The organism is Paraflavitalea sp. CAU 1676 (assembly GCF_029223285.1).
GTDB lineage: Bacteria > Bacteroidota > Bacteroidia > Chitinophagales > Chitinophagaceae > Paraflavitalea.
This window is the reverse complement of sequence record NZ_JARHUJ010000004.1, coordinates 274493-296519: the sequence shown is the minus strand read 5'-3', so window position 1 is coordinate 296519 and position 22027 is coordinate 274493. Positions and strand designations below refer to the sequence as shown.

18 protein-coding genes are annotated in these 22027 nt (G+C 51.4%); 6 read left to right on the top strand and 12 right to left on the bottom strand.

The genetic code is table 11. The features are described 5' to 3' along the window. Positions 1-151 precede the first annotated feature (151 nt). The 6 genes from P2H89_RS14165 (at position 152) to P2H89_RS14140 (ending at position 4718) form a co-directional block, all read left to right on the top strand. Positions 152-871 carry an intradiol ring-cleavage dioxygenase gene (locus tag P2H89_RS14165; protein ID WP_275827843.1) on the top strand — a complete coding sequence of 240 codons (720 nt, stop codon included), beginning with the start codon at positions 152-154 and terminating at the stop codon, positions 869-871. Between the two features lie 86 nt (positions 872-957). Then, a complete protein-coding gene (locus P2H89_RS14160) occupies positions 958-1527 on the top strand; it encodes a hypothetical protein (RefSeq protein ID WP_275827841.1) in 570 nt (189 codons plus the stop codon). A gap of 81 nt (positions 1528-1608) precedes the next feature. Next, complete coding sequence (locus P2H89_RS14155; protein ID WP_275827839.1) at positions 1609-2346, top strand: ThuA domain-containing protein; 738 nt, start codon at positions 1609-1611, stop codon at positions 2344-2346. A 28-nt stretch (positions 2347-2374) separates the two neighbouring features. Continuing rightward, on the top strand, positions 2375-3679 hold the full coding sequence (locus P2H89_RS14150) for a Gfo/Idh/MocA family oxidoreductase (RefSeq protein ID WP_275827837.1): 1305 nt from the start codon (positions 2375-2377) through the stop codon (positions 3677-3679). Between the two features lie 93 nt (positions 3680-3772). Beyond that, positions 3773-4342 carry a Crp/Fnr family transcriptional regulator gene (locus P2H89_RS14145; protein ID WP_275827835.1) on the top strand — a complete coding sequence of 190 codons (570 nt, stop codon included), beginning with the start codon at positions 3773-3775 and terminating at the stop codon, positions 4340-4342. Positions 4343-4400: 58 nt separating this feature from the next. Beyond that, complete coding sequence (locus P2H89_RS14140) at positions 4401-4718, top strand: multidrug efflux SMR transporter (RefSeq protein WP_275827833.1); 318 nt, start codon at positions 4401-4403, stop codon at positions 4716-4718. A 651-nt stretch (positions 4719-5369) separates the two neighbouring features. Here the strand turns inward: P2H89_RS14140 and P2H89_RS14135 are convergent. The 12 genes from P2H89_RS14135 to P2H89_RS14080 form a co-directional block, all read right to left on the bottom strand. Continuing rightward, the gene (locus P2H89_RS14135; RefSeq protein ID WP_275827831.1) at positions 5370-6941 is read right to left on the bottom strand and encodes an MFS transporter; all 1572 of its coding nucleotides are present in this window, start codon (positions 6939-6941) and stop codon (positions 5370-5372) included. A 63-nt stretch (positions 6942-7004) separates the two neighbouring features. Then, entirely contained in the window at positions 7005-7661 is a 657-nt protein-coding gene (locus P2H89_RS14130; protein ID WP_275827829.1) for a bifunctional 4-hydroxy-2-oxoglutarate aldolase/2-dehydro-3-deoxy-phosphogluconate aldolase, read from the bottom strand. Positions 7662-7669: 8 nt separating this feature from the next. Beyond that, the gene (locus P2H89_RS14125) at positions 7670-8686 is read right to left on the bottom strand and encodes a sugar kinase (RefSeq protein WP_275827827.1); all 1017 of its coding nucleotides are present in this window, start codon (positions 8684-8686) and stop codon (positions 7670-7672) included. Between the two features lie 65 nt (positions 8687-8751). Next, positions 8752-9582 carry a 5-dehydro-4-deoxy-D-glucuronate isomerase gene (gene kduI, locus P2H89_RS14120; RefSeq protein ID WP_275827825.1) on the bottom strand — a complete coding sequence of 277 codons (831 nt, stop codon included), beginning with the start codon at positions 9580-9582 and terminating at the stop codon, positions 8752-8754. 82 nt (positions 9583-9664) lie between these two features. Beyond that, positions 9665-10435 carry an SDR family NAD(P)-dependent oxidoreductase gene (locus tag P2H89_RS14115; RefSeq protein WP_275827823.1) on the bottom strand — a complete coding sequence of 257 codons (771 nt, stop codon included), beginning with the start codon at positions 10433-10435 and terminating at the stop codon, positions 9665-9667. 17 nt (positions 10436-10452) lie between these two features. Further along, complete coding sequence (gene uxaC / locus P2H89_RS14110; RefSeq protein ID WP_275827821.1) at positions 10453-11895, bottom strand: glucuronate isomerase; 1443 nt, start codon at positions 11893-11895, stop codon at positions 10453-10455. A 45-nt stretch (positions 11896-11940) separates the two neighbouring features. Further along, entirely contained in the window at positions 11941-13593 is a 1653-nt protein-coding gene (locus P2H89_RS14105) for an altronate dehydratase family protein (protein ID WP_275827819.1), read from the bottom strand. A gap of 32 nt (positions 13594-13625) precedes the next feature. Then, positions 13626-15149 (bottom strand): tagaturonate reductase, encoded by a 1524-nt coding sequence (locus P2H89_RS14100; RefSeq protein ID WP_275827817.1) that lies wholly within the window; start codon positions 15147-15149, stop codon positions 13626-13628. An 8-nt stretch (positions 15150-15157) separates the two neighbouring features. Then, positions 15158-16237 carry a pectinesterase family protein gene (locus tag P2H89_RS14095; protein ID WP_275827815.1) on the bottom strand — a complete coding sequence of 360 codons (1080 nt, stop codon included), beginning with the start codon at positions 16235-16237 and terminating at the stop codon, positions 15158-15160. A 30-nt stretch (positions 16238-16267) separates the two neighbouring features. After that, positions 16268-18211, bottom strand: a complete 1944-nt coding sequence (locus P2H89_RS14090) for a glycoside hydrolase family 88 protein (RefSeq protein ID WP_275827813.1) — start codon at positions 18209-18211, stop codon at positions 16268-16270. A 14-nt stretch (positions 18212-18225) separates the two neighbouring features. Then, positions 18226-19902, bottom strand: coding sequence for a glycoside hydrolase family 28 protein (locus tag P2H89_RS14085; RefSeq protein ID WP_275827811.1), 1677 nt, complete (start codon positions 19900-19902; stop codon positions 18226-18228). Positions 19903-20322: 420 nt separating this feature from the next. Then, positions 20323-22026: a RagB/SusD family nutrient uptake outer membrane protein gene (locus P2H89_RS14080; RefSeq protein WP_275827809.1), complete on the bottom strand. Its 1704-nt coding sequence runs from the start codon at positions 22024-22026 to the stop codon at positions 20323-20325. Between the last annotated feature and the right edge of the window lies 1 nt (position 22027).

Genomic DNA, 22027 nt, shown 5'->3' with positions numbered 1-22027 from the left:
TCCCAACAAAAGGCAGTCCCCGCCTACATTACAGGCCCCTCCGGGTTATTCGCCGATACAAAGGGCGAGGCCATCTATCTAAGTTTTCGGGCTCCAGTGTTTTTCGAAGATTTGTGTAGTAATCCTCATCGCACACTTAAATCTTTCAGCTATGGAGCAGTCCAGAAAAAAATTCCTCAGGCACCTGATCGTAGGTTCTACTTCGGTTCCTTTTATCGTACAAGCCTGTAAGAAAAACAAGAGCAGCGATACAGACGACGGAGAAGGCTCCGGCACCGATGGCTGCAGTGTTACCGATTCTGAAACCGATGGCCCTTACCCTTTGTACAATAGCCGGGGTTCTGCTATACAGCGGGTAGATATTACGGATGGCAAAACTGGTTTGCCGCTCGACCTCGTCATCACGATCCGGAATGTAAACGATAGCTGTAATGTACTGGCCAATGCACGGGTCGACATTTGGCACTGTGATAAAGATGGTTATTACTCGGGGTATTCGAACTCGGGATACCTCGGCACACAAAACAATACTACCGCTGTTTTTTGCCGGGGGTTACAGTATACCGACACCAGCGGACAGGTGAAATTCAAGAGCATTTATCCGGGTTGGTATACCGGCCGGGTAACCCATATTCATGCCCAGGTGTATGTAGGGTCTTCGTTGAAGCTCACAACCCAGATCGCTTTTCCCGATGCTATCAATACAGCTGTATATAAAACGTCTTTGTATTCGGCGCATGGACAGAATTCCATCACCAACGCGTCGGACGGCATTATCATGGATTCGCTCGATAATGAGCTGGCCGTGGTGACTGCCAATAGCAGCACTGGCGGCTATGATCTTGTGCACTCTATTTACGTAAAAGCTTAACCGGACCTGCCGGGCCGGGGGAATCCTGGATTCCCATGGTATGGAGCAAGCAGTTGCCGGCCCGGCTGGTCTTTTTTCTATTTTTTATGAGCACTCCACTTATTAAACTTACTTACCGGCAGCTCATCGACCGGAACAGTACACTCACCTTCGAACAACAGGTTTTCGAGGATAGTTATTGTGAGTTGCTGATGCAGGCGCAGCGGTACAACAAAAACAATGAATGGAAGCTATTCCACGATCTCGTTGCGCATGACCCTAAGGCGCAATCCCTGCACTACAAAGTAGGTTTCGCCATTGGCCTGTATGTGCAGGAGCTCCACCATTTGATCCCGGGGCTGACCGATACAATGGGTACGGTAAATATTCCATTTACCGACTACCAGTTTTCGATCATCAACTCGGACCTTACGGATAAGAAGAAACATAGAGTGGCGATCACGTATACAAGTGCTGCAATGACGTTATTGGGCAGCGTTGGCAATTGCCTGATACTAAGCTTGCCTAGTGCCGCCACTACCACTGAAGATGGCTGGCTGCCTGGCTTCCTGTTACCGATGCGGGAAGAACTGACGATTTCGGGCTATTATGCCCACTCTCCTATGCATCTGATTGAAAAGGACCTGGGGGTCAAGGCTTTTGCCGGAGGCGCATGATCTGATAATTTTAATGCGGTGTAGTATAGATGGTATGAATGTTTTGCATTAGCTTCAGACCTCACTAATCACCTGCTATTCATGATACGCCGTATGATCTTTCAACCAGGAGCTTTCCTGGTCTTATCGTTTTTTCTCTGCCTTTCTGCAGTTACACATGCCCAAAAGAACAAAGTGCTCGTCTTTTGCAAAACGGCAGGTTTTCACCACAACTCCATCGATGAAGGTAAGCTGGCGCTTATCAAGCTGGGCGAAGCCAACAAGTTTGGGGTTGACACCAGTACCGACGCAACGGTTTTCTCCAAAGACAACCTGAAGCAATACAAAGCCGTGATCTTTCTCAATACGACCGGTAATATCCTCGACGAAACGCAGCAGGCAGCTTTTGAGCAATACATCCGTTCGGGTGGCGGTTTTGTGGGCATCCATGCCGCTACGGATACCGAATACGACTGGCCCTGGTATGGCAAGCTGGTAGGCGCTTATTTCAAAAGCCATCCGGCCACCCAGGAGGCGACACTGCAGATCGTAGACAACAAACATATCTCCACAAAGCATTTGCCTGAAAGATGGACACGCAAAGACGAGTGGTATAATTACAAATGGATGTCGGACAGTTTACACGTGCTGATCACGATCGATGAAAATACCTACACCGGTGAGCGTATGGGCAATACCCACCCGATGGCCTGGTACCACGAATTCGATGGCGGCCGTGCTTTTTATACGGAGCTGGGGCATACTAAAGAGTCTTTTACCAGCGACGCGCTTTACCTGCAACATTTGCTGGGCGGAATTCAATGGGCTATGAAAAAATAATCTTCCACCTCTATACCGATCTTCCCATATGAACAAATCCGATCAAAACAAGCAGCTCTCCCGGAGGGCTTTCGTCAGAAATACCATTACTGCTTCGGTGGGCATCATGATCATCCCCCGCTTTGTTATGGGCGGCCAGGGATATGTGGCTCCCAGCGACAAGATCAATCTGGGGTTTATCGGTACCGGTAAACAGTCGCGTGGTTTAGTGCGTGGTTTTTACAACAAGGCGCAGGTAGTAGCGGGAGCCGATGTGGACAGCAAGAAACTGGCTTTGTTTCAGCAGATCACCGAGAAGCTGTATGCAGACGCCAAAGACCTTCCGCAATACAAGGGGCTTGCGACTTATGCCGATTTCCGGGAATTGCTCGATAGAAAAGATATCGATGCGATCGTGGTGGCCACGCCCGATCACTGGCATGCGGTACAATCGATCATGGCAGCAAAGGCCGGTAAGCATGTTTACTGTGAGAAACCCCTGGCGCACTCTGTAGAAGAAGGGCGTGCTATGGTGAATGCCATGAAGAAACACAAAGTGGTGCTGCAAACCGGCAGCATGCAACGATCGAACCAGAATTTCAGGCATGCGTGCGAGTTGGTGCGCAACGGATATATAGGAGATGTTAAGGAAGTGCTGGTGAGTGTAGGCAAAGCGGGTATTACCTGCGACCTGCCCGGGCAGTCTACCCCTTCTGAACTGAACTGGCAGCAATGGGTAGGCCCCGCCGCGATGCGTGATTTCAATGCGGAGCTGGCGCCCCCGGTGGAAAAAGACATCTTCCCCAACTGGCGCAACTATAAGGAGTTTGGCGGTGGGATGCTCAGTGATTGGGGCGCCCACATGTTCGATATTGCGCAATGGGGTTTGGGCATGGATCATACCGGCCCGGTGGATTTGTACCCACCCGATGGCAAGGAATTCAAGACCCTCACGATGGTATATGCGAACGGCATAGTGATGAAACACGAAGATTTTGGCCGGGGCAATGCGGTTCGTTTTATTGGCACGAAAGGAACGCTCGACATCAGCCGTTCCTTTATCGACAGCAAACCAGATGATATCGCCAAAGCGGTTATTCAACCCAATGAGATCCGTTTGTATGACAGCGCCAATCATCACCAGGATTGGCTGGATGCGATCAAGAGTGGCAAACCACCTATCTGTGATGTGGAGACAGGCCACCGGTCGAGCTCGGTTTGTTGTATTGCCAATATTGCCTACTGGCTAAACCGGCCGTTAAAGTGGAATCCCAAGCGGGAACGCTTCAAGGGCGACAAAGAGGCGAACCGGTTGACGAAGGCTGCTATCGGCAATGGCTGGCAATTAAAATAAAACAGGCGTCGCCTAAGATATTACAATGCCCGACCGTTCGGCCGGGCATTGTCGCATTTGCGGGTTTCCTTAATTTGCAGGCAATATTATTCTTTGGATCCTATTCTTGATCATATTCAACGTATTTATCCCCTGCCTGCTCCTGTACTGCAGGAGTTCGCCGCTTTGCTAACCGAGGAAGTACATCCGAAAAACCATGTTTTACTGCGTGAGGGGCATGTGGAGCATAAGATGTATTTTATCGAGCGGGGCATTGCACGTGCTTTTTGTTACCGCGAAGAGAAGGAGATCACCTTCTGGTTTGGTGCAGAAGGAGATGTCGTGCTATCCTACAACAGTTATGTGGCCGACAAGCCTGGTTATGAAACCGTGGAATTGCTGGAAGATGCGGTGGTGCATAGTATTTCGCACAACGACATCCGAAGGCTATTCGATACCCATATCGAGCTGGCCAACTGGGGCCGTAAACTGGCGGAACAGGAACTGATCAAGACCGAAAGCTGCTTTATCGGTTTACAGTTTCAGCCGGCCGTTGAACGTTATAAGAATCTGCTGGAGAGTAACCCTGCGCTCATCCAAAGAGTACAACTGGGGCATATCGCTTCTTATCTTGGTGTTTCGCAGGTGACATTGAGCCGCATCCGCGCGGAGTTGCGTTTTTAACCTATGTTAAAAAATAGTTTCTCTGAAGGTCCGACCTTTGCCGGCTAAATTATTGGCTATGTCGTGGATCATCTTAATAATTGCGGGGTTGTTTGAAGTTGGCTTTACTACCTGTTTAAAGTTGTCGAACAATTTTACCAACCTGAAGTGGGCTACGGCCTTTTTCGTGAGTATTACCCTTAGTTTTTTGTTGTTGAATAAAGCTATTCAAACCATTCCAATCGGTACGGCTTATGCGGTATGGACGGGTATTGGCGCCGTGGGTACCGTGATCATGGGAATTCTGTTGTATAAGGAGCCGGCCGACTTTTGGCGGATGTTCTTCATTTTCCTGTTGATCGGGTCGATCGTTGGGCTGAAAGTCGTTTCGAAGTAATTGGTGGTTCCGGCTCTTTGGCTGGTAGTTGACTGCATGCCAGGGTGGCAGCATGTATACCTGGTACCCTTGTCGCACCAGGGTGCGGGTACTGGCCGGTTAGGGCCCGGTACGGGGCCGGGTCTCGATAAAGTCTCGATAAGGTCTCGATAACGTCTCGGTAAGGTCTCGATAAGGTGTCTTATTTCACATTGGCGGAGTTGCCGGGAGAGAAGTTGGGAGAAATGCTCGCTTCAGGGTTAATACCTTCTAAATGAATAGCTTTGGGGGATGCTCGCTGATTTTGATCGCTCTTTACGATTTATTGCCATTTGACCCTGATCAACTTGACCTGATCCGGGCATGACAGTATGGTAGCTCAACTCCTTGTTTTATCACTGATCTGCTGCATCTAATTTACGCATTTTGCGGGCAAAAAGGACTTGCGGGGAGGAGAAAAGTATGCGCTTTTTTGGGGTAAAGCGGGTCTGCGGAGAGAAGAAAAGTTTAGGCTTTGGGGGAACAAAGCGGACCTGCCAGCAGGAGGATGTTTACACCCTTGTCAGGTAAGTAAGGGCAAGTGTAAGAGCGAAATACTTTAAAAGTATCCAATAAAACAGGGCTGACCTTTGCGGGTCAGCCCTGTCGTTTGTTCATAGTGTCTTTATCTGTTTACAGATCAGTGATCGGTTTGTACTTAGGTACCAATAGTTTCATGATCGTCCAGGCTATCAGGTAAGCAAGGCCACAGATGGCAAACATGATCGTATAGGCGGAAGCCATTTCCGATTGTACCAGTGGCTTTTGGATGGCCAGCAGCTTATCGAATGAGGCAGGATCAATGGTCTTGATCTGCTCTACTACATCTTTTGATATGTTGGAGAGTGCTTTTGCGTGGATATCGACCTTATCGCCGGTTTTGGTAACCAGGTTCATGGCCAGGATCCTGTCGACGAATTCACCGAGTCCGGCAGCCTTGGCATCGACCCAGGTACGGGCAATACCTGCTTTTGTGTACCCGTCGAACAGCCAGCCACCGATCTTGGTAACGAGTACGCCACCGAGTCCGCCGGCCATACCTCCGATCCCTATCACTGACCCCACAGCTTTCTTGGGGAACATATCAGATACCGTGGTGAAGATGTTGGCGCTCCAGGCCTGGTGCGCCGCCGTTCCGATACCGATGAAGAAAACCGGTACCCAGAAACTGATATAACCGAGGGGCTGTGCCAGCAATACCACGAGTGGGAATACAGCGATCATCAACATGGCGCGCATACGGCCATCGTAGGCGGCATAGCCTTTCCTGATAAAATACATGGGGAACCAACCACCGCCGATGCTACCGATCATCGCAAACGTATAGCAGATCGCCAGCGGAAACTGGATGGACTCACCCACCATGCCATACTGCGCTTTCAGGTAAGCGGGCAGCCAGAACAGGAAGAACCACCAGATACCATCGGTACAGAACTTACCGGCTGTAAAGGCCCAGGTTTGGCGATAGGTGAGCAGTTTGAACCAGGATACTTTTCCTTTATCTTCTGTTGCTACAGGGGCAGCGGTTTTATCTTCCTCGTTGGTTTGTATGTACGCCAGTTCGGCGGCAGACAGTCTTTTTTGCTTTTCGGGTCTTTCATAGAAGACCAACCAGAATATCAGCCAGAGAAATCCAACAGCACCAATGATCTCGAAGGCGGCGCCCCAACCCCAATGGTCGGCGATCCAGGGCACAGTAAGTGGTGCAAGGATGGCGCCCACGTTGGCGCCGGAGTTGAATATACCGGTTGCGAATGATCGTTCTTTCTTGGGGAAATATTCCGCCGTGGCTTTGATGGCAGCGGGGAAGTTCCCTGCTTCACCCAGTGCCAGTACGGCACGACATACCATGAACCCGATCACCGAGAAGGCGCCTGCTGCACCTACTACCGCTCCTACGGCCTGGCCAATGGGCTCGGCCTGTGAGTGAATGATGGCCCCAATAGACCAGATCACGATGGCCCAGGCATACCCTTTTTTGGTTCCCAACTTGTCGATGATGCGACCGGCAAACAACATGAAGATCGCGTAGGTAAACTGAAATACGGCAGCGATATTGGCGTAGTCGCTGCTTGACCAGTTGTACAGCGATTCGAGGCGGGGTTGCAGGAGGCTCAACACCTGCCTGTCGAGGTAGTTAACGGTGGTGGCGAAAAATAAGAGGGCACAGATCGTCCACCTGTATTTGCCTATGGCTTGCTGCATGTCGTTATTTTTTGTTGATTGGTGTGGGGTATGTTGGGTGATGTATGTTGGAAGGGATTGCTATCAATGGCCCCGTACTTCTTTTACCAATGCCATGGCTTCTTTGGTCTTCGTGATGAGGGTTTCATATTCCTTCTTCTCCAGTATCTCTTTGGTGATGAGCTTGCTGCCCATACCTACTGCCACCACACCCGATTTGAACCAACCGGTGAGGTTATCTTTGCTCACTTCCACGCCACCGGTGGGCATGAATTTGAGACCGGGGAACAGTTCTTTAATAGCGCTAACGAAGGAGGGCCCCAGCAAATTACCGGGAAACAGCTTGATGAGTTTTGCTCCGGCGTCTTCGGCACGGATGATCTCGGTGGTGGTCATGCAACCGGGTATCCATACCATCTCTTCTTTCAATACTGTTTCGGCTACTTCTTCGATCATACCCGGGGCAATGATGAAATCGGCGCCGGCTTTCATGAAAGCCTTGGCTTCTTTTTTACGCTTGATGGTGCCGATACCCAGGAGCAGTTCGGGTAATTCCTGGTCGCGCGTTTCTTTGAGCAGCTTGAAATTCTCCAATGCTTCCTCTCCCCGGTTGGTGTATTCTACCGCACGGATGCCGGCCGCGTACAAGGCTTTCAGCACTTCTACACTCACGGTTGCATCGGGATGAAAGTAAAGGGGCAATACTCCCTGCTCTTCTATTCTTTTAATGATTGCGTTCATAGGTATCGTTACTTGTCTAGTTGTGCAATGATGGTTGACATTTCCTGGCTGGTAGCATCGCCTTTCTCCATGAGCTTTCCGAAGGCGGCGCGGGCCGCTACATCGATCACTTTCTGTGAATCATGCCCGTGGTAAAGGCCATGAATAAGCCCAGCCATGAAACAGTCTCCGCTGCCTACTTTATCGATGATCTTAGCGGCTGTGAGTTCTTTGGTGTAGTATAACTGACCGCCGTTATACAAGGCGGCATAATAAAGTATGCCTCCATCGCCTGCATCGAAGCGGAACGTGTTGGCGACGGTCTTACACTTCGGATAGGCCTGTTGTATGGCCAGCGATGTTTTGGTAGCGTGCGCCAGGAAATCCTCGCGCTTGCCATCGATGTGTATTTCGGGATCGACGGATATGCCGAGCAAGCTATTTGCTGCCCAGATATTGCCCATGATGACATCGCAATACTTTGCGAGGCGGGGCATGATCTCTACCGGCTTTTTACCATACTGCCACAGTTTTGCGCGATAATTGAGATCGACAGAAACCGTAATGCCTTTGGCAGAAGCCGCGGCGGCTCCTTCTTCGCACACAGCTACCACGTTCTCATTGAGGGCGGGGCTGATGGCGCTGAAGTGGAACCAGGATACGTCTTTAAGTACAGTATCCCAATCGATCATACCTGGCTGTAAGGAGGCGAAGGAGGAATGGGCGCGATCGTAGATCACGCCGGCGTTCTTCATATCGGCTCCCTGGGGCAGGTAATAAAGCCCTACCCTGTTGCCGGAATAATGTATGGCTGAGGTATCTATCTTCTTGGTCCGGATCTCGTCGCAGATCTCTTTGGAGAGGTAGTTGTCTGGCAGGGCCGTACTGTACCTTGCGGGTACTCCCCAACGCGCCAGTGCGGTGGCTACATTGAGTTCTGCGCCGCCCACGTACACAGGCATCGTGTTGGTTTGTATCCATTCCCTGTTGAGGACGGGAGACATGCGCAGTAACAGTTCACCGAAACAAAATACGGTTCCTTTCATATGTGCTGCTAAATATTAGGTGTTCTCTTTACTGCACGGGATCGTTGCTGTGATCCCTTTCTGCATTACCGGATATCGGCAATGGCTACGGCATCCATATCGGTGTAGGTGTAGTTTTCGCCGGCCATTCCCCAAATGAAGGAGTAGGCAGCGGTTCCACAACCTGAGTGTATGGACCAGGGCGGTGACACGATCGCTTCATGATTGGCGATGAGCAGGTGCCTGGTCTCCGTTGGTTCTCCCATAAAATGGAATACCCGGTGTTGTTCCAATACATCGAAATAGAAATAGGCTTCCATACGGCGGGTGTGCACGTGTGCAGGCATGGTGTTCCATACACTGCCGCTGCTCAATACCGTAAGGCCCATTACCAGCTGGCTGCTTTGAATGCCATCTGCATGGATATATTTATAGATCGTACGGCGATTGGCGGTCGATTGATCGCCCATTTCCGTTGGTGATGCTTCTTCCCGGGTGAGTACGCGAGTGGGATACGTAGCATGTGCCGGCGACGACAACAGGTAGTACACTGCAGGTGCACTCTTATCATCGCTGCTAAAGGTCACTTTCCTGACACCTTTACCGAGGTAAAGACAATCGAGCTTGCGCAGCTGGTGCTTCACGCCATCAGCCTCCACCGTTCCGTTACCACCTACATTGATGATGCCCAGTTCGCGGCGTTCGAGGAAGTAATCAGCGCGCAGTTCGGGATGATTGGGTAATTCTACCGCTTTGCTCACCGGCTTGGCGCCACCCACGATCACGCGATCGTAGTGTGAGTACACCAATTTGATGTTATCATCCTGCATGAGTGCGGGGATATGAAAATTCTCCCGCAGCTCTTCGGTATTCATGCGGCTGGTTTCCTTCGGACTATTCTGAAATCTTATCTCCATGTTCCTATGTCGGATTTTGTAATGCCTGTTTTTTACTTGGTGTATCGTGCGATCTTTTATCGCTTTGCTGTTTGTGACAGGGTTAGCGGCCCATCCAGCCACCGTCTACGGTAATGATGGTTCCGTTTACATAGCTGCCTGCTGCAGAAGCGAGGTATACGGCGGCGCCTTTGAAATCTTCCGGATCGCCCCAGCGGCCAGCGGGGATACGATCGAGGATGGATTTGCTGCGAACCGGATCGTTACGCAATGCTTCGGTATTATCGGTGGCTATGTAACCGGGAGCTATTCCATTTACGTTCACACCGTTGGGCGCCCACTCGTTGGCTAATGCTTTGATCAGGCTGCCGAGCGCTCCTTTGCTGGATGCATAAGAGGGCACATTGATGCCGCCCTGGAAGGTGAGCAATGAGCAGGTAAAGATGACCTTGCCGCTGCCACGGGCCACCATATCCTTTCCGAATTCGCGGGCCAGGATAAAGGGCGCATCGAGGTTGATGGACATGACCTTATCCCAATATTCATCGGGATGTTCGGCGGCTGGTTTACGCATGATGGTACCTGCGTTGTTGACCAATATGTCGATGATGGGATTCTCTGCTTTGGCTTTTTCGATGAAAGCGTAGAGGCTGTTGCGGTCGGAAAGATCGGCCTGGTATGCCTTAAACTTTCTGCCGAGGGCGGTGACCTGTTTTTCGATATCGCTGCCGCTCAGTTCGAGCGAACCTGATACACCGATGATATCGGCACCTGCTTCTGCAAGGCCCAGCGCCATTCCCTTACCGATTCCTTTGTTACAACCTGTTACGAGTGCAGTTTTTCCTTTTAGACTAAAGAGATCCAGAATTGCCATGGTGTGTGTGCCGCTTGTTAAAAGATTTTTTCCGTGATGATCGATTGTTTCTCGACGTACTGCCAATTGAAATAGTTCTTGGCGTTGTGGAAACAAATGTCCTGTATCACTTTGCCTACCCAGGGGATATCATTAGGCAGTTCTCCATTCTCTATTTCTTCTCCAAACAGGTTGCACAAGATACGACGGAAATACTCATGACGTGGGTATGATAAGAAACTTCTTGAATCGGTTAGCATGCCTACAAACCTGCTGAGCAAGCCCATATTCGATAAAGTGTTCATCTGTTTGATCATGCCATCTTTCTGATCGAGGAACCACCAGCCCGATCCCCATTGTATCTTACCGGCCGATGAGCCATCATTGAAGTTGCCTATCATGGTGGCCATGAGTTCGTTATCGGCAGGGTTGAGATTATAGAGGATTGTTTTGGTGAGTTTATCATCCGTATCGAGGCGGTTCAGGAACTTAGAGAGTGCCCGGGCCTGTGAGAAATCGCCGATGGAATCCCAACCAGTATCGGGACCCAACTGACTGAGCATGCGGCTGTTGTTGTTGCGCAGTGCTCCCAGGTGATACTGTTGTATCCAGCCTCTTTCCCAATCCCATTCAGCAAATACGACCAGCATGGCCGATTTGAATTTCTTACGCTCTGTGAGATCGAGGTCCTTTCCACCACGCACCTTATCGAAGATCGCTTTGATCTCTGCTTCGGTGTAATCTTCTGCATAGATCTCTTCGAGGCCATGATCGGATACACTACAGCCATGGGCTGCGAAGAAGTCGTGGCGTTTCTTCAAAGCGGTGAGATAATCGCTGTAAGAATTTACGGAAACGTTTGCGGCTTTCTCTACCCGCGCTACATACTTATTGAAATTGGCCGTGTTGTCTACATTCATGGCCGCATCGGGCCTGAAGGCAGGCAGGATGGGTATTTCAAAACGCTCGGCCTGCAGTTGTGCATGGTACTCGAGATTATCGACAGGATCATCGGTCGTACATACGAGGCGCACATCCATTTTACGCAACAGGTTGCGTACGCTGAAATCGGGCGTTTGAAGTTTGGCGGTGCACTCTTCATAGATCTCCCGCGCTGTTGTGGGGTTCAGCACTTTCTCCACACCAAAATAGCGCTGCAGCTCGAGGTGCGTCCAGTGATACAGAGGATTGCGGAGGGTGTAGGGAACAGTCTCGGCCCATTTCTCAAACTTCTCATAATCGCTGGCATTGCCGGTGCAGTATTTTTCGTCGGCACCGTTGGTGCGCATGGCGCGCCATTTATAGTGATCGCCGTACAACCAGATCTGGGTGAGGTTCTCAAACTTCTTGTCTTCCGCGATCTGTTGCTGGGGCAGGTGGCAATGGTAGTCGATGATGGGCATGTTCTTAGCATAATCATGATACAGCTTTTGCGCTGTTTTGCTATGCAGGAGAAAATGTTCGTCTAAGAAATTCTTCATATTAGTTTTTTAGTGCTCCGAGTCTGTGCTGCGTGCTATTTCAATTTATAATGACACTCCTCTTTTCCAGGGAATGAAATCATCCTGTCCGTGTTTTACCGCGTGAACGACGGTTTCGCCGCTGGCTACTTTTACGATGTAGTCCAGGATGCGTTCGCCACATTGTTCGATGGTTTCCTCGCCTTCGATGATGGTACCTGCATTGAGGTCGATGATATCGTTCATCTTCTTATACAGGGTAGTATTGCTGGATATTTTCACGACCGGTGCGATAGGATTGCCGGTGGGTGTTCCGAGGCCGGTGGTAAAGAGAACCACGGTTGCTCCCGATGCTACTTCGGCGGTGGTCGACTCTACATCGTTGCCGGGTGTGCACAGGAGGTTGAGACCTGGTTTGGTGACTTTTTCCGGATAATCGAGTACATCGGTGACGGGTGAAGTACCTCCCTTTTTGGCGGCCCCTGCCGATTTGATGGCATCGGTGATGAGACCATCCTTGATATTACCGGGCGAGGGATTCATATCGAAACCTGATCCTACCGCCACGGCACGGGCGTTGTAGGAGCGCATGAGGTCAATGAACTTTTTGGCGCTGTCCTGGGTGGTGCAGCGGTCGCTCATCTCCTGCTCTACGCCGCAGAGCTCGGGAAATTCGGAGAGGATGACCGACCCTCCCAGCGCCACCAGCAGATCGGAGGTATAACCTACTGCCGGGTTGGCCGAGATGCCGGAGAAACCATCGGAGCCGCCGCATTCGAGCCCGATACAGATCTTACTGAGGGGGGCAGGTTGGCGTGCGTACTTATCTGCTTCCACGAGGCCTGCAAAGGTTTGCTTAACGGCTTGTGCCAGCAGATCGGTTTCGAGGCCCACTTTCTGCTGCTCCATGATGTAGAGGGGCTTGCTGAAGTTGGGAGCTCTTTTGGCGATCTCTTCCTGCAGCATGGCTACCTGTGCATTCTGACAGCCGAGGCTGAGCACCGTAGCGCCTGCTACATTAGGGTGGGTGATGTAACCGGCTAGCAATCCGCACAGGGTTTGTGCGTCCTGCCTGATGCCACCACAACCGCCTTCATGCGAAAGGAATTTTATTCCATCCACATTTTTGAACAAATGGCGATTGGCCTGTCCGTCCGACGACGCAGGCTGGCTGAATTCCACCGTGTCAATATTAACGCCTTTCTGATAGGCATCGATCAGCTGCTTTGTCAAATCATTATACTTTTTTGGCCGGGCGTAGCCCAACTCTTCGAGCAGGGCCTCCTTCAGCACTTCCACGTTGCGGTTCTCGCAAAACACGAGGGGCACTACCAGCCAGTAGTTGGCGGTGCCAACGCTGCCGTCGGCCCGGTGGAAACCCTGGAAGGTCTTGCTTTGCCAGCGGGCTATATCGGGTATATGCCAGCTTGTTCTCCGGGTGTCGGACAGCTGGTATTCATCGGCCGCATGTTTGAGGTTGGACGTAGAGATGCGGGCGCCTAACCGGATGGGTTCTTTGGCCTTGCCAATGAGCACACCGTACATCGTTACCGCTCCACCCACCGGTAGGGTCTCCGTGGTGAATTTGTGCTTTGCAGGAATGTCTTCCACCAGGGTGTATTCGCTGCCGTTATAGGGAATGGTTTGTCCTTTGGCGAGGTCTTGCAACGCTACCAGCACATTGTCTTTCGGATGCACTTTCAACACGATCTGTTTCATATCTTCTGATCTCTCTTTTTTAAAAGGTTTCATCAAGCGGTCACTCCATCTGTCTGCAAGCTTTTCATGGCTGCCATGGCGCCTTTCTTGATGAGGTAGTCGAGCTTATTGGTCACCGCTTCTGTGAAGCCCGGCAGCTGCGCCAGGTTGGTATCCCAGAAGGCAGTATCGGTCAATACTTTTTGCACCAGGGCCGGCACATCGGTATTGGCCCATTTGGCGGCGTACAGGGCGGCATGATCGTCGTTGACGAGGTATTTTTTTCCGTTGTATTCGCCATAGTACTTGCCATCATCGGCCAGGGTACATTTCATGAACAGCAGGTGACCGGCAAATCCAAGCGCCATGTACTCCGGTATATTACCCGCTTTTTCATAATGACGGAGCAGCAGGGGCACGTTGCGCATTTTCATTTTGGAAGAGTACTGGACCGTGATGCTGAGCCAGAGGTGTTCGATATAAGGATTGCGATACCTGTCCAACACCTTGTAGGCGAAATCCTTAGCCGTGGGCACGGAGATGGTTTCGCTGGCTACGGCAGGCACCATTTCCTGCTGCAGGAGGGTACCGATGAATGCGTTGAAGGTAGCATCATCCATCGCGGCTTTCACGGTGGGGAAGCCTGCGAGGTGTGCCAATCCGCAGCTAAAGGTATGCGAACCATTGAGTAATCGCAATTTTAGCTCTCTGAATATATTAATATCCGGTGCAATTACCACGCCGGGATCGGCCTTGCTGAAAGACAATACCTGGCGCACCTGCTCATTGTCGGATTCGATGGCCCAGAGACGGTAGACTTCCGACATGATCATGAGTTCGTCGCGGTAGCCATTATCGGCTTCCATTTGCTGGTGCTGTACTGCGGGCATCTTGCCGGGCACGATGCGATCAACGAGTGAATTGCAGAAATAGTTATAGGTTTCGAGCCAGTCGAGGAAAGCTGTTTCGAGCCCGTTCTGGTGGGCCAGTTCCAATACGATGGCTTCGAGCTTCTTACCATTGTCGGTGATCAATTCGGTGGGCACGATCACCATTCCCTTGGTCTTGTCGCCCTGGAATACTTTGAAACGCTGGTACAGGAAGGCCAGCAGCTTGCCGGGGAAAGATTCGGGCGGTGAAGCGTGCACATTGTCTTTCACCAGGGTGATGCCCACCTCGGTGGTATTGGAGATGATGAGCTGCATATCGGGGTTGGCAGCACATTTGAGTATTTCGTCCCAATCGCTTTTCGCAGCCAGTACGCGGCTGATGGAGGCGTTGAGTATTTTTTCTTCTACTTTTTTTCCGTTGTCGATGCCCTGCACACACTGTGTGTAGAGACCATCCTGATCGGCGAATGCATCGGTGGCGCCGTTGCCTGTAGATTTGACAACAACGATGCGACCGTTGAAAATACCTTGCTTATTGGCTTTATCAATAAAGTAATCGGGTAAACCGCGCAGGAGTACGCCGGTGCCGAATTGCAATACTTTTTCGGGCAACTCAAAATATCCAGCTGCCGGCTGTTCGAGCCCGGGTGTCTTAATGCTTGCAATTGTTTTTCTTGACAGGTTCATACTTGTATTTATAATTTCCAGCGATCGCCAAAGACCCAGGCGGCGCTGATGGTTTCTGGTTTAATATCGTTGGGCAGGTTATTGGCGTACCAGCCGAAGTCGGTTGTACCCTGCCGGTGGCAGTTGTAATAATAGATCCTTTCGCCCCATTGAATATTGGTGCCTGCGCCCACCCGGTAAATGGGTTTATCGGCCATGTTGGCAGCAAAAGTGCAGTTGAGGAGGAAGAATTGGGCATCGCGGTGATAACGTCCCAGCTTAAAGCCATCGTATCCTTCGAAACTGCAGTTGTTCAACACCGTTTTGGAATCGGCTACGCGCGATCCATCGTGCCAGATAGCGGCATCGCCGGTATTGGCTTTGAATCGGCAGTTCTCGGCGTAGGCCCAGCCGCGGGGGCAATAGAAATCCACGCCGCCTTCCATGACACAATCTTTAAAGTAAAAGAGTCCGTGCTCTACATTCCAGGGGCTCATGGTATCACCGGCCCATGCCTTGAAGAGACATCCGATGGCCTGAAAGCGGGTGGCACTCATGGTGCGCACGGCCATCTGGTGACTGCCCTTGCCGATGGTACGCTGGTGATTGACCGTATCGAGGGGGCAGGCTATGGTAGTATCCGAATGCCAATCGTATCCAAAGCTGTTAACAACGGCCAGATTCTTCAAGGTAATATCGTTGCCGTCGATGTTGAGGGTGGCTACGCCCCAATCGTCGTTGTGCCGGCAGCGCCAGGCATCGCGGGCTATGGAGGCGGTTATGACGGTGGCGTTCATGCCTTCGCCTTCGAGAATGATGTTGTGCTTTTCGATGTACACCTTTTCGGCGTACGTGCCTTTCTTAATGCGGATGAGGCGCGGTGTGGGCGATTGCCCCGAGAGGCTGTTGACGGCTGCCTGTATGGTCTTGAAATCACCTTTCCCATCGGGCGATACGATAATCGGCCGGGTGCTTTGCGCAGCCGTTGTAATGGGCTGCAAAAGGCCGGCGCTTATCAACAGCACGAACAAAACAAGGGCCCTGCCAAACCTGGTCAAGGTGTCTCCTGTATATTCCCTGTTGCTTTGTATCGCGTGTTGCTTCTTCATGTGCACTCCTGCCGGTGGCAGGTCTCTCCACTATTTTTTATTCGTGTTGGCGATGAGCCATTTTACCAGGTCGGTTGCCGCTTTGTAGTTCTCAAATTCTGCCGGCAGTTTTCTACCGTCAACGTATTCGTTGTAGAACCAGGGGTCGCCTACGGCGAAGACGGTTCCTTTTCCCAGTTTGCTCACTGCCATGACAATGTTTTTACCTTCGGCATCTTTAAATACGGCTGTTGCCGGTTGTTTAAGATCGAGACTGCTGTATTCCTTGATGTAAAGTTTCTTAGCTGTTTTGAATATACCATCCTGCGCGGTTGGGTAAAAGGCGCCCTGTTCGTATTGGTTGCCCTGCACCCGGTTAAGGCTGTTCTCCTTGAAATGGATACCGAAGGCGGCGCCCAGGTTATTCCAGTGTTCGAACTCGGAGTTACCTGAGTCGTTGCCCATCAGGAGCAGTACTCCACCTGCCTTCACCCAATCGGTGATGGCTTTGATATCCTGCGATTGTATGAAATGCGGATCGGTCGTTTCTTTTTTGGTATCGGCATCTACGATCACATAGATCGAGGCGTTTTTGAGTTTTTGTGCGGTGGGCGCTGTTTCAAGTGAAGCCGTGCGCATGCCCTGGATGCGGAAGATATCGCCCAGCATGGCGAAGCCTCCATAGGTCTTATCATCCCAGGTATAGTGATGACGCACCTGTGTGCCGGTGGCGTCTTTCTTCCATTCGTTATTGAACCAGTTATCGAGCAGTACGGTCTTACCTTTGCCCAGATTGAGCGTGGGCAGCATTTCGGCTTCCACGGCACATTTGATAAATGCGCCCACTCCTTTGGGATCGTTCACGATCACCTCTTCACTCATATAATAAGCAAAGCTGCCATCGCGGTACGGATTGCCACCAAGGCCGGAGACTTTCACGGTGCCTTTTAAGTTAGTTTGCCCGTTGGCGTCGGTTTCGATGAATGTTTTAACGAGCCCGGTATACCCTTTCTGCACGGCGGGCAGGAAGGTGGCAGGCAGGTATCCGTTGCGTATGCCTTTAGCCAGGGCGTAAATGATCATCGCCGATCCGGAGGCTTCGAGGTAATTGCCTTTTTCATTGGGCATGTCGACGATATCGTACCATACCCCGGTTTTGGCATCCTGCACTTTTGCTACAGATTTGGCGTAACGGTTGAGGATACCGATGATGGAATCGCGGCCGGGATGATTGGCGGGGAAATGATCGAGCGCATCGACCATAGCCATGCCGTACCAGCCGAGGGCGCGGCACCAGAAATGGGGTGATACGCCGGTGGTTTTGTTGGCCCACTTTTGCTGATGGGTTTCATCCCATCCATGATACAGCAACCCTGTTTTAGGATCGCGGGCATGTTTTTCCATCAGCACGAACTGACGGGTAATATCGTTAAAGGTGGTGTCTTCGTGGAATAGTTTGGCGTACTCGGCATAAAACGGCTGACCCATATAGAGGCCATCGAGCCACATTTGAAAGGGATAGATCTGTTTGTGCCAGAAGCCGCCTTCGGAGGTACGCGGGTGTGTGAGCAATTGCTTGCGGAGCAGGTCGGCAGCCTTCTTGTATTTCTCTTTACCAGTTACGCGATACAGAAATAGGATCAGCTTCCCGTTGTTGACGTGGTCGATATTGTATTCATCCGGACGATACCCTTTGATGGTGCCATCTTCCTGCACAAAGAAGTCCATGCTGCGCTGGATGTAGTTGTAATACTTTACATCGGCAGTCGCATTCCAGATACCTTCTACACCTTTCAGGATCACGCCCTGGTCGTAGCTCCAGCGTGCGGGCCGGTTGGGAGTAAGGGCAAAAGAGTCGCTCCAGATCTTCATGGCCGTAGCCGCCATTTCCTGCGACCATTTGGTGGCAGGGGTGGTGGTGATCTTTGTGCTGGTTTGCGCCTGTGCGTGATGTAGCAGGGCAAGGGAACAGGTTATCGCGAGGAATTTCTTCATGATGAGCAATCGATTTATTTCAGGGTGACGCTTTTTTCAGAGGCGCCGAATTCGTACTGTATCTTTTGTTTGGCTTTGGTAGCATCGGTGTTGGTGATAGCGATGTTACCGCTGCGATCGCCGCCAATGCGGAAGAGCAGACTGGCCCCGTCCTGGTAGCTAATCTTGTTGAAGGTCAGGTTGTCGCTGTTCAATATGTCTACCACCGGATCGCTTTGCCTGGTGATGAGGCGGATATTGTTGAAGCTGATGCCGCTGGCTTCGCTGCAATCGATGCCTTTGTTGGCCTGCAGCACCATGTTCTGCAAACGAATGTTCTTAATGTGCATTTCGGGCAGTCCGCGGATGAAGATGCCTTTCTCGGCGCCGTTGCAAACGACGTTGTTGACATAGATATCCTTAAATACCGGTGTAGCTTCTGTTACCGGCAGTATTTCCACTTTGGGGGCTTCGCGTTTTTCGCCGTTGAGCGGTATAGGATCTTTGGCCATGTAATACATATCGAAGAGGATGGCCTCGCCGGGTATGTCTTTCATGTAGATATCGTTGATGTAGATATTCTCCACTACGCCACCGCGACCGCGGGTGGTTTTGAAGCGCAGGCCGATATCGGTGCCGATGAAGGTGCAATTGCTGACATGGATATTGCGGGCGCCGCCACTCATTTCACTGCCTACCACAAATCCGCCATGAGCATGATAAACGATGCAATTGCGGATGATGACGTTTTCGGTTGGCATACCGCGTTTGCGGCCGGCCTCATCGCGGCCGCTCTTCATACAAAGTGCATCATCGCCCACATCGAAGGTGGAGTTTTCAATGAGCACATTCTTACAGCTTTCCACATCGATGCCGTCGCCATTCTGCGCATACCAGGGATTCTTGACAGTGACATTGCGCAGGGTTAAGTCTTCACTCATAAGCGGGTGCAGGCACCAGGCCGGAGAGTTTTGTATGATGACGCCTTCGAGCAGGATCTTTTTACATTGGGTGAGCACGACCATATTGGGGCGCAGGAAATCCTTGATGGAATCATAGAAGGCGGCAGGTTTTGCCGGATCGATGACGCCGGGGTTCTTCATCTGCGATCCTTTCAATGCTTTATCGGAGGGGTACCAGGTGCGTCCATCGGTGCTGATGCCACCGGATGCCACCAGCTTTTTCCACTGGCTTTCGGTGAGCTTGTCTTTCTTCACCATACGCCAGGCATCGCCATTGCCGTCGAGGATGCCGTTGCCGGTGATGGCAATATTGGTTTGCCCTTCGGCCGAAACGGGCGATTGGTTTCGCCATTGGGGCAATCCTTCCCAATTGCCCTGCACGAGTGGATATTGGTTGAAGTCGTCCGTGAACTGCAATACGGCACCTTTCACCAGGTGCAGGTTTACATTGCTTTTCAGCACGATAGGTCCCGTATTCCACAAGCCGGCAGGCACCAGTACTACGCCGCCGCCCTTTTTGTTACAGGCGTCTATGGCTTTGGCAATTGGCGCCGTATTGAGGGTTACCCCATCGGCGGTGGCGCCGTACCGGGTAATATTGAACGTGTCTTTCCGGAAGGAAGTAGCGGCTACTTTGGGCAAAGTTTGAGCAGTAGCGGCCAGCATCGCAGAGCACCCTATTATAAGCATTGATATATACAGGGTGGTCTTTTTCAATTTGATCTGATCCATCGCACGGGTGATATTCATCAATATTTTAATTTGAACAGGCAGTTGGCCGGTCCAAGTAGCTATGGCAAGCCCTGGATCGGACAACAATTGTAAACAGTTATTCATTATTAACGAACTCATTTCCACTGTTTTTTTACGCAAACGTTGCCGAAAGCGTTTTCGTTTTTGCGGGCCTCCGTACGTAGCAGGACACCCGGCAATATATTTAACAAAAGGAGGCTTTTTAGGGTTCTCTGCGTGCAAAGTTCGGCCTCCGGTTTTGATGACCGGCGCCGTGCAATAGCCGAGTAGTAAGCTGTATTTGCGTTTAGCCCGTTACGGCCGGGAGGCCCGGTAGACACCGGGCCGGCCGCTTTTGTTGGTTGTACCACGGTTTCTGCGAAACCTGGCTCTTGTTTTCGCTTGTGACCTCCGGCAGTGCCGGCGTAGTGATTTGCCTTAATTGTATCCGGGATTCTGGATAAACTCGGTTTTATTGGATACAGCGTCGATCTGCGATTGCGGTATAGGACGCAGGGTATGATAGGTTTTGATATTGGCAGTTGCCTGCGGATTGTAGAGATTTACCCGATCCACCAGCTTATTGGTGCGTTTTAGATCGAACCAGCGCCATTGTTCGCCCGCCAGTTCACGCGCCCTTTCATCGAGGATGAAATCGATGGAAACATCCGTATCCTTGATATCGAGGGTGTTGGCCGGCAAAGGGGCCAGCACGGCACGGCTGCGTACCTTGTTGATCAATTTGGCAGCTTCGCCGGGTTCATTAAGCATGAACTTGGCTTCGGCGGCAATAAGGATAATATCGGCCAGGCGGAAGATGACGGCGTCCCGGGCGCTTTGCTGCTCGGGGACGGTGGGCCTGGTGGGGTCGAGGAACTTCTTCAGGGAAATGAAGTTGGAGGTATTCTTCGGCGTGCCACTCGCGTTGAACACATTGCTACGGTCAAAGATCTCGTAGGGGCGGCTGTCGCGGAACTCGTTGGAGACGACGGTGCGTTTGGGAATCCAATGGGCGGTGTCGCCGGGCTTGATGGTAAAATTCTGCTTAACCCCGGTGGTGAGGGTTCGCTCGTAGGTGGTATTGGCGGTTTTGTTGCTGAACCAGGTATCCTGGAAGCTGGCCGCATACCGGCTGTCTTTGGTTTCGTCATAGAGGTCGAGCAAAAAGCGGGTAGGCAGGTAGCGGCTGAAGGGACGACCGTACGGTATATCGCGCACCATGCCGGGACGCACATCGTATTTCTGCAGGAACATGAGGTGCCCGTTGTGTGCTCCGCGCGGGTGACCGCCGGGATACACGATGGCGCCGGCCGGCCCCTGAAAATCGTTGAGGGAGAGGTTGGTGGAATAGTTGACGGCCCAGATGATCTCTTTATTGACCTGGTTGCTCATGTTCCAGAGCGCTGCATAGCTGGTTTGCAGCGCCAGTCCATAATCATTGATCACCCTGTTGGCATAGTAATAACTGCTGTCATAGTTCTTGGTGTACAGGAACATCTTCGACAGGAATGCTTCGGCTGCCGGCCGGGTTATGCGGCCATTATCGCTGGTGGTATTCGGGAGGCGGGGAGCAGCCCAGCGCAGATCGGCCAGTATCTGATTGTAAAAAGTATCTACCGGCTTTCGGTTGGCCGCTGTTACGATGCCCTTGGTTTCTTCGAGTGTAAAATGTACGCCTCCCCAGGTTTCTACGATGGTATAATAATACCAGGCACGCAACATGCGCAATTCGGCTTCGCGTGTTGCCTTGAGTGCATCCGACAGGCCCGATTGTGGTACACGTGCGATCAGGGCATTGCAAAGATTGATCACCGAATAGAGTCGCTGCCAATTGGCCGTAATGATGGCGTTGTTGGAGTTGAGACCGTTGGTGAACTGGGTGATCTCGGTATTGGGATCATCGACACCGCTCATCCACAGGTCGCTTGAAGCCTCGTACAAATGATAACCGGCTTCTTTGCCCCAAAGGTGCCGGTTGTAACTATAGGCCGCGCTGACGCCGGCTTCAAACCCTGCCGGCGTATTGAACACCACATCGGCCGTGAGACCACCGGGATTGTATTCTTCCAGTTTTTTATTGCAGGCTGTTGCCAGCACAAGCGATGTTGTGATGATCAACAGGTATATGATAATGCGTTTCATG